An 11043-nucleotide genomic window follows, 5' to 3' on the forward strand; every position below is an offset into this window, starting at 1 on the left:
GGTTGATAGGCCGGATATGGAAGCCAGGTGACTGGTGGAGTTGACCGGTACTAATAGGCCGAGGGCTTGTCCTCAGTTGCTCGCGTCCACTGTGTTAGTTCTGAGACAATGAACAGCCGTGACAACACCCGGTTGAAGCACTGTTTCGTAGTGTTTCGGTGGTCATGGCATGAGGGAAACGCCCGGTTACATTCCGAACCCGGAAGCTAAGCCTCACAGCGCCGATGGTACTGCAGGGGGGACCCTGTGGGAGAGTAGGACGCCGCCGAACAATCTTTGACGGGAATGCCCTGCACCAGGATTTATTCTGGTGCAGGGCATTTCTGCGTTCCAGGACGTTTTGGGATCTGTATCCGATGTCCGGTTGTTACCCCCTTGCACTGTGCCGCCGGCGCTGAGGGTAAGGTCAGGAGGCATCGTTGGCACGTTCCACACAGGAGGCCCCCGGGTGGAGGTCCAGGAGACTCGCGTTCAGACGGACCGGGTGCTCACCATCCCCAACATCCTCAGCATGGCCCGCCTCGTCGGCGTCCCTCTCTTCCTGTGGCTGATCCTCCGCCCCGAGTTCGGAGGGCCGAACAGCGACGGCTGGGCATTGCTGGTGCTGATGCTGAGCGGTGTCAGCGACTATCTCGACGGCAAGCTCGCCCGTCGCTGGAACCAGATCAGCAGTCTGGGCAGGCTCCTGGACCCTGCCGCGGACCGGCTGTACATCCTTTCCACCCTGGTCGGTCTCACCTGGCGGGAGATCCTGCCGCTGTGGCTCACCGCGGCTCTTGTGGCCCGTGAGCTGATGCTTCTGGTGATGGTGGGAATCCTTCGCCGCCACGGCTATCCGCCCCCGCAGGTGAACTTCCTGGGGAAGGCGGCTACCTTCAACTTGATGTACGCCTTCCCGCTCCTGCTCCTCAGTGACGGAAGTGGTTGGCTTGCGTCACTCGCCGAAGTTTTCGGATGGGCGTTCGCAGGATGGGGTACGACGCTCTATTGGTGGGCAGGGATCCTGTATGTGGTCCAGGTCCGTCGGCTCGTCAAGGCGGACACCGCGGCCGATTAGCTCGTCGATGTGAGCCGTGCAGTGTCGCCGGCCCACGCCTGACGTTGGGGGCCGCTGTCCGGACGGGTGAAGTCGGCGAGACCGTCTCTTCAAGGAGGACGCTTCCGACATGAAGGCCGTCGTGATGGCTGGTGGCGAAGGAACTCGACTTCGCCCCATGACCTCGAGTATGCCCAAACCGCTCCTGCCGGTGGTGAATCGGCCCATCATGGAGCATGTACTGCGGTTGCTCAAGCGCCATGGGCTCAGCGAGACCGTCGTAACCGTGCAATTCCTTGCCTCCCTCGTCAAGAACTATTTCGGCGACGGTGAAGAGCTCGGTATGGAGCTCACCTACGCCAACGAGGAGAAGCCGCTCGGCACCGCGGGGAGCGTCAAGAACGCCGAAGAAGCGCTGAAGGACGATGCCTTCCTCGTCATTTCCGGCGACGCCCTCACCGACTTCGATCTGACCGACCTCATCGCCTTCCACAAGGAGAAGGGCGCACTGGTGACGGTGTGTCTGACCCGGGTGCCGAATCCTCTGGAATTCGGCATCACGATCGTGGACGAGGAAGGAAAGGTCGAGCGCTTCCTGGAGAAGCCCACCTGGGGCCAGGTCTTCTCGGACACCGTCAATACCGGTATCTATGTGATGGAGCCCGAGGTCTTCGACTATGTCGAGGCCGATGTCTCCGTGGACTGGTCCGGCGATGTCTTCCCTCAGCTCATGAAGGAAGGCAAAAAGGTCTACGGCTATATCGCCGAGGGCTACTGGGAGGACGTCGGCACGCACGAGAGCTATGTGAAGGCCCAGGCCGATGTGCTGGAAGGCAAGGTCGACGTCGATATCGACGGCTTCGAGATCTCGCCGGGCGTCTGGGTCGCCGAGGGCGCCGAGGTCCATCCCGACGCCGTTCTGCGAGGCCCGCTGTACATCGGTGACTACGCCAAGGTCGAGGCCGACGCGGAGATCCGCGAACACACCGTCGTCGGATCCAATGTGGTGGTGAAGACCGGTGCGTTCCTGCACAGAGCCGTCGTCCATGACAACGTCTATATCGGCCAGCACAGCAATCTGCGCGGCTGTGTGGTCGGCAGGAACACCGACATCATGCGGGCGGCCCGGGTCGAGGACGGCGCGGTCATCGGCGACGAGTGTCTGGTCGGCGAGGAATCGATCATCCAGGGCAATGTGCGGGTCTATCCGTTCAAGACCATCGAGGCCGGTGCGTTCGTCAACACCTCGGTGATCTGGGAGTCCCGGGGACAGGCGCATCTCTTCGGTGCCCGCGGTGTTTCCGGCATCCTGAACGTCGAGATCACGCCGGAGGTGGTGGTGCGGCTGGCGGGCGCGTACGCCACCACCCTCAAGAAGGGCTCCACCGTCACCACCGCACGTGACCACTCCCGTGGTGCCCGTGCGCTCAAGCGGGCCGTGATCTCCTCGCTCCAGTCCAGTGCCATCGAGGTACGGGACCTGGAGAACGTACCGCTGCCCGTCGCCCGCCAGCAGACGGCCCGTGGCAGTGCCGGCGGTATCATGATCCGTACCTCGCCAGGTGTGCCGGACTCCGTGGACATCATGTTCTTCGACGAGCGGGGCGCGGATCTCTCCCAGGCCGGCCAGCGCAAGCTGGACCGGGTGTACGCGCGCCAGGAGTACCGCCGTGCCTTCCCGGGCGAGATCGGGGATCTGCACTTCCCGGCCAGCGTCTTCGACTCGTACACCGGCTCGCTGCTGCGCAATGTCGATACGACAGGTATCTCCGAGGCGGCGCTCAAGGTCGTTGTGGACGCGTCCAACGGCAGCGCTGGGCTTGTTCTGCCCAGTCTGCTGGGCCGGCTCGGTGTCGACGCGCTGACCATCAATCCCGGCCTTGACGAGTCCAGGCCCACGGAGACGGTCGAATCCCGCCGGTCCGGACTGGTCAGACTCGGTGAGATCGTCGCCTCGGCGCGCGCCGCGTTCGGAGTACGGTTCGATCCCGTGGGCGAGCGGGTGTCGCTGGTGGACGAGCGCGGGCGGATCATCGAGGACGACCGGGCCCTGCTGGTGCTGCTCGATCTGGTCGCGGCCGAGCGGCGCAGCGGGCGGGTGGCGCTGCCGGTGACGACCACACGTATCGCTGAGCAGGTCGCCGCGTACCACGGCACTCAGGTGGCGTGGACGACGACCTCTCCGGACGATCTGACCCGGGTGGGCCGCGAGGAGTCCACGATCTTCGGCGGCGACGGCCGTGGCGCCTTCATCGTGCCGGAGTTCAGCAGCGTCCTCGACGGCACGGCGGCGTTTGTACGACTGATCGGTCTGGTGGCCCGTACACAGCTCACTCTCAGCCAGATCGACGCCCGTATCCCTCGTGCTCATGTGCTGCGTCGTGATCTGGCCACACCGTGGGCGGTCAAGGGACTGGTGATGCGCAGTGTTGTGGAGGCGGCCGGGGACCGGCAGGTGGACACGACCGACGGTGTACGGGTGGTGGAGGCCGACGGCCGCTGGGTGATGGTCCTGCCTGATCCGGCCGAGGCCATCACCCATCTGTGGGCGGAAGGCCCTGACGACGCCTCGGCCCAGGCACTGCTCGACGAATGGTCGGCCGTGGTCGACGGAGCCGGTCACTAGCTCCGGAGCTCCGGAGCTCACCAGGGATTCCGGATCTCACAGGGACGAATTGCCGGATGAGACCGGTGTGCCGGACCTCTCCCACGAGGCCGTCCGGCACACCGGTGGGGCCATTCGGCGGTAGCGGCTGCGACGTGCGACGATGTGCGGCATGCCGCAGCAGCCACCCATTCGGAGCACCACTTCTCCGCCACCTCGCCCCGATGCGTCGATGTCGCTGCTGAACAATGTGATGGACCACAGCCTCGATGAGGGATACGCGGAGGCGGCGGCCCGCAGGGATGCCGCGGAGGGCGGTCTGCCGAACACGCTCCGGGCGAAGCTCTGGCTCGCCGCGGGACTGGTGCTGGCCTCTCTGGTGGTCACGGTGGGCGCGGCCCAGGCGCGGATCTCGGCGCCGGTGGTGGCCAAGGAGCGCGAGGAGCTGATCGACCGTATCGACGCGGAGACCGCGACGGCCGACGAGCTGGAGAGTTCGGTCGAGACGCTCCGCGCCGAGGTGGTGGCGCGCCAGCGCGCCGCCCTGCGGGCGCACGGCGGCGACACCGGTGAGACGGCGGCCCTGCTGGCCGGTGCGACGCCGGTGTCGGGCCCCGGGGTGAAGCTCGTGGTCGACGACGCCCAGGAGTCGGGCTCGGACGGCGGCGGGCCACGAGGGAGCAGCGGTTTCTCCGACACGGGCCGGGTACGCGACCGGGACATGCAGAGGGTCGTCAACGGCCTGTGGGAATCGGGTGCGGAAGCGATCGCCATCAACGACCAGCGGCTCACGGCGCTGTCCGCGATCCGGGCCGCCGGTGACGCCGTACTGGTCGACAACAGGCCACTGGTGCCGCCGTACACGGTGCTCGCGGTGGGGGACGGGAAGAAGCTGAGCACCGCGTTCCAGGACAGTGCCGATGGTCAGTATCTGCATTCTTTGCAGCAGAACTTCGACATCCGCACCAGCATTTCCGAGCAGGAAGAGGTGCGTCTTCCTGCCGCGCCGAGCCTGATCGTACGTACAGCAGAGCCGGAGGCCGCCGACGCCGGGAAGGGCGACGGGCAGGGCACGGCAGACACCGGGAAGGGCACATCGTGATCGCCGTACTGGGCCTCGTCGTGGGAGTCGTGGTCGGACTGTTGGTCCGGCCCGAGGTGCCGGCGGTGGTCGAGCCCTATCTGCCGATCGCCGTCGTCGCGGCCCTGGACGCGGTCTTCGGCGGTCTGCGGGCCATGCTCGACGGGATCTTCGTGGACAAGGTGTTCGTGGTCTCCTTCCTGTCGAACGTGGTGGTGGCCGCGCTCATCGTCTTCCTCGGCGACAAGCTGGGCGTGGGCGCGCAGTTGTCCACGGGTGTGGTCGTGGTGTTCGGTATTCGGATCTTCTCCAACGCTGCCGCGATCCGCCGGCATGTCTTCCGGGCGTGAGGCCGATGAGCGGCGTGGAGACACCGAAGAACGAAGAAGGTACGGCGGCCGGTACGGCCGGTACGGGGCTCCTGCCGGCGGACGGGCCCCAACAGCTCACCGGGCGCCAGCGGTTGGCGGCGGGCCTGTGGCCGCCGCGGGTCACGAGGGCCCAACTCGTCGTCGCCCTCCTGCTGTTCGTGCTCGGACTCGGACTCGCCATTCAGGTCAGGTCGAACAACGACGACAGCGCGCTGCGCGGCGCCCGCCAGGAGGACCTGGTGCGCATCCTGGACGAGCTGGACGACCGTACCCAGCGGCTGGAGGACGAGAAGCAGCGGCTGGACGACCAGCGCACCGAGCTGGAGAACAGCTCGGACCAGGCCGAGGAGGCCCGTAAGCAGACGCTGGAGAAGGAGCAGCAGCTCGGCATCCTGGCCGGCACGGCCGCCGCCCAGGGGCCCGGGATCACGCTGACGATCAGCGATCCGAGCGGCACGGTCGAGCCGGACATGCTGCTCGACGCGATCCAGGAGCTGCGGGCGGCCGGCGCGGAGGCCATCCAGGTGGACGGTGTGCGCGTGGTCGCGGATACATACTTCTCGGGTACGGGTGGTGACGTCCAGGTGGACGGCCGGCCGGTCACGGCCCCGTACGAGTTCAAGGTCATCGGCAAGCCGCAGGATCTGGAGCCCGCCCTCAACATTCCCGGCGGCGTGGTCCAGACCCTGGAGAAGGAGCAGGCCACGGCCACGGTGACACGGGCTGAGAAGATCGTTGTGGACGCCTTGCGACCGGCGAAGCGGCCTGACTACGCTCGGTCGTCGTCGGGGTGACCCGATGGTGCATGGCGGCTGTCGGACGCGGGCATGAGCTTGCGGGGGGTCGGCGCACGATCAGCGTGGTGTGTGGTGGAAACTGTCCGGTGGATACGGACGTTGTCAAGATGTCCGGGTCGGCAGGTGTGTTCATTCAGGGTTCGTCCTGCCCCACGGGCGGGTCTGTTTCGGTCAAGGGGAATCGCCCGTGAAGTTGTTTGGGAAGTTGTTCGGCAAGAGCGCACGCGAGGACGGCGGCGGTTCGGCCCGCCATCGCGCGTCGCGCCATGGTCAGAGCGAGGAGCAGAGCGGCGAGCGCCCGCTCTTCCGCGACCAGGTGGGCGGCGAGCCCACCGGCGCGTCGTCTGTTGACCCCGCAGGTCCCGGCCGCATAGGTTTCGGGCAATCATCTGCCCCGGCGGGGCAGTCGCGGCAGGAGGGTCCCACGATGGCGGGCTTGCCGGTCTGTACGAGGTGCGGACACCAGAACGCGGAATCGAGCCGGTTCTGCTCCAATTGCGGTGCGCCGCTGCGGGGCGGAGTGCCCGCCGAGCGCGCCTCTGAAACGACGTCCACGATCTCCATCTCGGGTCTTGAGGCGTACGACTCGGAAGTCACCGGCCAGACCTCGCTCCCGTCGCTCACCCCTGAGGCGCAGGCGGCCGTCGACGCGCTGCCGCTGGGTTCGGCGCTCCTGGTGGTGCGCCGCGGTCCGAATTCGGGCAGCCGCTTCCTGCTGGACAGTGAGCTGACGACGGCCGGCCGTCATCCGCAGAGCGACATCTTCCTTGACGACGTGACCGTGTCACGCCGCCATGTGGAGTTCCGCAGAGGTGCGGACGGCCGCTTCACCGTCTCGGACGTGGGCAGCCTGAACGGTACGTACGTCAATCGTGAGCGGATCGATTCGGTCCTGCTGGCGAACGGCGACGAAGTCCAGATCGGCAAGTACCGGCTGGTCTTCTACGCGAGCCAGCGGGGCGTGTGACCCGCGTGTGACCCTCAGGGAAGGTCCATGCCGCGAACACCGACGGGCGGTGCCGGACACGGCACCGCCCCCACGGGCGACCCGCTGGTGAGTATCGGCGTGGTGCTCAGCCGGCTCCGGGAGGAATTTCCCGAGGTCTCCATCTCCAAGATCCGTTTTCTGGAGGCGGAAGGGCTGGTCGAGCCGCGCAGAACTCCCTCCGGCTACCGGAAGTTCAGTCCCGAGGACGTCGAGCGGCTGGCTCGGATCCTGCGGATGCAGCGGGACCACTATCTTCCGCTGAAGGTCATCCGGGAGCAGCTGGACGCCCGTGGCCGTGGCGAGTACGGAGGCGCTCCCGGGCCGCAGCGGCAGCCGTCGGCGGACCTTTTCGGCGAGCCGGAGCCCGAGCGGCCGACGGCGGCCAGGATCGGCCGTGAGGAGCTGCTGGCCGCCGCGGAGGTGGGCGAGAGCAGGCTTGAGGAGTGGGAGGCGTACGGCCTCATCACTCCGATGCCGGACGGCGCGTACGACGCCGAGTCGGTCACCGTCGCGAGACTTGTCTCGGATCTGGGGAGATTCGGTCTGGAGCCGAGGCATCTTCGGGCCATGAAAGCAGCCGCCGAGCGTGAGGCGGGACTGGTCGAGCAGGTGGTGCCGCTGCGCAGGCACCGTAATCCGCAGACCAGAGCCCATGCCGAGGCCACCACGAAGGAGCTGGCGGCGCTCTCGGTCCGGCTGCACGCGGCCCTGGTCCGGACGGCTCTCGGGGTCCGGCAGCACTGATCGCGAGGGAGCCCGACTACCCAAACCTGCCGGGCACGTCCTAGGGTTACTGTGTGAACGAGCTCGACGTTGTGGGTGTCCGGGTGGAAATGCCCTCCAACCAACCGATCGTGCTCCTGCGTGAAGTGGGAGGCGACCGGTACCTCCCCATTTGGATCGGACCTGGGGAGGCGACCGCCATTGCCTTCGCCCAGCAGGGCATGGCTCCGGCGAGACCGCTGACCCACGATCTCTTCAAGGATGTCCTTGAGGCGGTGGGCCAGGAGCTGACCGAGGTCCGGATCACGGACCTGCGTGAAGGCGTCTTCTACGCGGAGCTGGTCTTCGCCAGCGGTGTCGAGGTGAGCGCCAGGCCGTCCGACGCCATAGCGCTGGCGCTGCGCACGGGTACGCCTATCTACGGCAGTGACGGGGTGCTGGACGACGCCGGTATCGCCATCCCGGACGAGCAGGAGGACGAGGTGGAGAAGTTCCGCGAGTTCCTCGACCAGATCTCGCCGGAGGATTTCGGAACCAACAGTCAGTAGTGGCCGCCGGTGAGCGCCGCGCCGGGCTCCGTCAGCACATTCGGTCAGCCTTTCCCCGAAACAGGGCACGGGAAACCACTCTCAGGGTGATTATCACTCGGCGTGGCGAGTGTGGCGATCGTTGACGCACCCCGGGTGACTGCCTACCTTCGACAAGGCAGGTCTAGGACGGAGGGGTCGGCGTGAGAAGCAGCGGCGACAGTACGGCGGCGGGCGGTCCGTATCCGCTTCACGGCAGTGCGGCCGACCCCGGTGCGGAGACGGTCGGATACCGCGGCCCGACCGCGTGCGCGGCGGCCGGAATCACCTACCGCCAGTTGGACTACTGGGCCCGTACGGGGCTGGTCGAGCCCAGTGTGCGGCCGGCATACGGATCGGGCACACAGCGGCTGTACAGCTTCCGCGATGTGGTCGTCCTGAAGATCGTGAAGCGGTTCCTGGACACCGGTGTCGCCCTGCAGAACATCAGGGCGGCCGTCCAGCACCTCCGGAACCGCGGTTTCCAGGATCTGGACCGGATGACGCTCATGAGCGACGGCGCGACCGTCCATGAGTGCTCCTCGCCCGACGAGGTCGTGCGGCTGCTCCAGGGCGGCCAGGGCGTCTTCGGGATCGCCGTCGGCGTGGTGTGGCGGGATGTCCAGGCCGCGCTGTCGCAGCTCCACGGCGAGCGGATCGACACCGGCGAGACGCTGATCGGTCACAACCCGGCGGACGAGCTGGCGCGTCGGCGCCGGGACAGGGCCGTCTGACGTCGACCGGGGCCGTCCGAGGTCGAGGCCGGAAGCCGGTCCGAGGCCGGAATCTCCGGCCGATTGTCAGTGGTGTGAGGCAGCATCGGTGGTGTGAGATCCGCGCCGACGATCCTGCATCTGGACATGGATGCCTTCTTCGCCGCCGCCGAGCAGGCGGCGAAGCCGAGTCTGCGCGGAAAACCGGTGGTGGTGGGCGGTCTGGGCCCGCGCGGAGTGGTCTCGACCGCTTCGTACGAGGCACGGCGGTTCGGAGTGCATTCGGCGATGCCGATGGCCCAGGCGAGACGGCTGGCGCCGAACGCGGCGTATCTGGTGCCGCGGTTCTCGCTCTACCGCACGGTCAGCGAGCAGGTCATGGAGCTGCTGGGCCGGCTCTCGCCGCTGGTGGAGCCGCTGAGCCTGGACGAGGCCTTCGTGGATCTGGAGGCCGGCGGATCGGCTCATGACACGGCCTCGGCGCTCGCGGCCGGTGAGCGGCTGCGCGGGGACATCAGGGCGGTCACCGGGCTCACCGGCTCGGTGGGGCTCGCCGGATCCAAGATGCTGGCGAAGATCGGCTCGGAGCAGGCCAAGCCCGACGGACTGGTCCTCATCGAGCCCGGTACGGAGCGCGAGTTGCTCGGGCCGATGCCGGTGCGGACGCTGCCCGGAGTAGGGCCCGCGACCGGCGAGCATCTGCGCCGGGCCGGGATGACCACCGTCGCGGAGCTGGCCGAGGCGGGCGAGGACGAGCTCGTACGGCTGCTGGGGAAGGCGCACGGCGCCTCGCTGTACCGGATGGCGCTCGGGCACGACGACCGGCCGGTGGTGTCGGAGCGCGAGACCAAGTCCGTGTCGGTCGAGGACACCTTCGACGTCGATCTGCACGACCGGGTACGGGTGCGTGTGGAGGTGGAGCGGCTCGCGGACCGGTGTGTGCAGCGGCTGCGGGCGGCCGGGCACTCCGGGCGGACGGTCGTGCTCAAGGTCCGGCGGTACGACTTCTCGACGCTGACCCGTTCGGAGACGCTGCGCGGGCCCACGGACGATCCCGGCGTGGTGCGGGAGGCCGCGGGACGGCTGCTGGAGTCGGTGGACACGACGGGCGGAGTGCGGCTGCTGGGTGTGGGCGTGACGGGCCTCGCGGACTTCACGCAGGAGGATCTCTTCGCGCAGGCCGCGGCGGCCGAGCAGCCCGCCGCGGCTATACCCCCTGCCACGTCCGCCGCCACGTCCGCCGCGTCGGATGAGCCGGCAGAGGCCGCGCCCTCACCGCCGGTGAAGGACGGGAGCGCCTCGGCCCGGGAGCCGGAGGCGCCGGCCGAGCGGCGCTTTCCGGCCGGACATGATGTGCGCCATGCCGAGTACGGCGCGGGCTGGGTGCAGGGCAGTGGGCTGCGGCGCGTGACCGTACGGTTCGAGGAGCCGGGATCCGCGCCGGGACGGGTGAGGACGTTCTGGACCGACGATCCCGAGCTGGTGCTCTCCGAGCCACTGCCTCTGGTGCCGCTGCCCGTGGTGCCGGAGCCGCCGGATTCCGCTCAGTCGTCCTGGCCCGCCAGCCGGCCGAAGTCGCGTTCGGAGTCCCGGTCGGACAGGGAGGCGGGCCGCTCCGGTGGCTCCGGATCCGGCTCGGGCAGGGCGAGGCCGTAGTGGTGGTAGAGCTGGAGCTCCTGCTCCGGGGAGAGATGGCGGCCGACACCGAAGTCGGGCGCGTCCTTGATCAGCGCGCGCTCGAAGGGCACCTGGAGCGCGTCGTTCACCAGTGTGCTGGGCGCCAGCGGGACGAAGGCGTCACGGCTGAAGAGCCCGGTGCGGACCGCCGCCCACTCCGGTACGCCGGTGGCATCGTCCAGATACACCTCGTCCACCGTGCCGAGCCTGTGGCCATTGCGGTCGAACGCCTTGCGGCCTATCAGACTGCGCGGATCGATATCGGTCTCCACGGTCCCTCCAACTGGTCGCACCTGCTCGTAACACTACAAAAGTGCAGAAACTGGGCGTCGGCCACTCGAAAGTCGTACGGAAGGCCTCGCTGGTAGTCTGGCCGTGGCTGCTGACCCCGTGCGGGAGAGTCCTCCGGAGAACCGCCGGAGGCGCCGAAGGAGCAAATCCTCCCCGGAATCTCTCAGGCCCCCGTACCGCGCGGACGAGGTCACT

General features: G+C 67.9%; 11 protein-coding genes, 1 rRNA gene and 1 riboswitch. Of the genes, 11 read left to right on the forward strand and 1 reads right to left on the reverse strand.

All coding sequences use genetic code 11. The annotated features are described in order from the left end of the window. Positions 1-154: 154 nt before the first annotated feature. The 11 genes from rrf (at position 155) to ACFV6H_RS34615 (ending at position 10536) form a co-directional block, all read left to right on the forward strand. Positions 155-271: ribosomal RNA gene (gene rrf, locus ACFV6H_RS34565) — 5S ribosomal RNA — on the forward strand. Positions 272-448: 177 nt separating this feature from the next. Continuing rightward, positions 449-1057: a CDP-alcohol phosphatidyltransferase family protein gene (locus ACFV6H_RS34570; RefSeq protein ID WP_066949929.1), complete on the forward strand. Its 609-nt coding sequence runs from the start codon at positions 449-451 to the stop codon at positions 1055-1057. A gap of 109 nt (positions 1058-1166) precedes the next feature. Further along, a complete protein-coding gene (locus ACFV6H_RS34575; protein ID WP_385550427.1) occupies positions 1167-3662 on the forward strand; it encodes a sugar phosphate nucleotidyltransferase in 2496 nt (831 codons plus the stop codon). A 151-nt stretch (positions 3663-3813) separates the two neighbouring features. Further along, positions 3814-4743: a DUF881 domain-containing protein gene (locus ACFV6H_RS34580; protein WP_385550429.1), complete on the forward strand. Its 930-nt coding sequence runs from the start codon at positions 3814-3816 to the stop codon at positions 4741-4743. Then, the gene (locus ACFV6H_RS34585; RefSeq protein ID WP_023543062.1) at positions 4740-5072 is read left to right on the forward strand and encodes a small basic family protein; all 333 of its coding nucleotides are present in this window, start codon (positions 4740-4742) and stop codon (positions 5070-5072) included. The genes ACFV6H_RS34580 and ACFV6H_RS34585 overlap by 4 nt, the downstream gene beginning before the upstream one ends. A gap of 71 nt (positions 5073-5143) precedes the next feature. Then, the gene (locus ACFV6H_RS34590; RefSeq protein ID WP_385550601.1) at positions 5144-5887 is read left to right on the forward strand and encodes a DUF881 domain-containing protein; all 744 of its coding nucleotides are present in this window, start codon (positions 5144-5146) and stop codon (positions 5885-5887) included. A gap of 148 nt (positions 5888-6035) precedes the next feature. Next, positions 6036-6857: an FHA domain-containing protein gene (locus ACFV6H_RS34595; protein ID WP_237539645.1), complete on the forward strand. Its 822-nt coding sequence runs from the start codon at positions 6036-6038 to the stop codon at positions 6855-6857. 27 nt (positions 6858-6884) lie between these two features. Further along, positions 6885-7622: a MerR family transcriptional regulator gene (locus tag ACFV6H_RS34600; RefSeq protein WP_385550432.1), complete on the forward strand. Its 738-nt coding sequence runs from the start codon at positions 6885-6887 to the stop codon at positions 7620-7622. A 53-nt stretch (positions 7623-7675) separates the two neighbouring features. Then, on the forward strand, positions 7676-8149 hold the full coding sequence (locus tag ACFV6H_RS34605) for a bifunctional nuclease family protein (protein ID WP_006123076.1): 474 nt from the start codon (positions 7676-7678) through the stop codon (positions 8147-8149). 182 nt (positions 8150-8331) lie between these two features. After that, complete coding sequence (locus ACFV6H_RS34610; RefSeq protein ID WP_385550434.1) at positions 8332-8901, forward strand: MerR family transcriptional regulator; 570 nt, start codon at positions 8332-8334, stop codon at positions 8899-8901. Positions 8902-8994: 93 nt separating this feature from the next. Beyond that, entirely contained in the window at positions 8995-10536 is a 1542-nt protein-coding gene (locus ACFV6H_RS34615) for a DNA polymerase IV (protein ID WP_385550436.1), read from the forward strand. Here ACFV6H_RS34615 and ACFV6H_RS34620 read toward each other — a convergent pair. Further along, positions 10425-10829 (reverse strand): PRC-barrel domain-containing protein, encoded by a 405-nt coding sequence (locus ACFV6H_RS34620; protein ID WP_384986525.1) that lies wholly within the window; start codon positions 10827-10829, stop codon positions 10425-10427. The genes ACFV6H_RS34615 and ACFV6H_RS34620 overlap by 112 nt on opposite strands. Positions 10830-10940: 111 nt before the next feature. Then, positions 10941-11037, forward strand: a riboswitch (glycine riboswitch). The last annotated feature ends 6 nt before the right edge of the window (positions 11038-11043 follow it).

This window comes from Streptomyces sp. NPDC059743 (assembly GCF_042732975.1).
Lineage (GTDB): Bacteria > Actinomycetota > Actinomycetes > Streptomycetales > Streptomycetaceae > Streptomyces.

Excerpts from the sequence above, each read along its gene's own strand:
- ACFV6H_RS34600 (WP_385550432.1), top strand. The coding sequence starts at position 6,885 with ATGCCGCGAACACCGACGGGCGGTGCCGGACACGGCACCGCCCCCACG.
- ACFV6H_RS34575 (WP_385550427.1), top strand. The coding sequence starts at position 1,167 with ATGAAGGCCGTCGTGATGGCTGGTGGCGAAGGAACTCGACTTCGCCCC.
- ACFV6H_RS34580 (WP_385550429.1), top strand. The coding sequence starts at position 3,814 with ATGCCGCAGCAGCCACCCATTCGGAGCACCACTTCTCCGCCACCTCGC.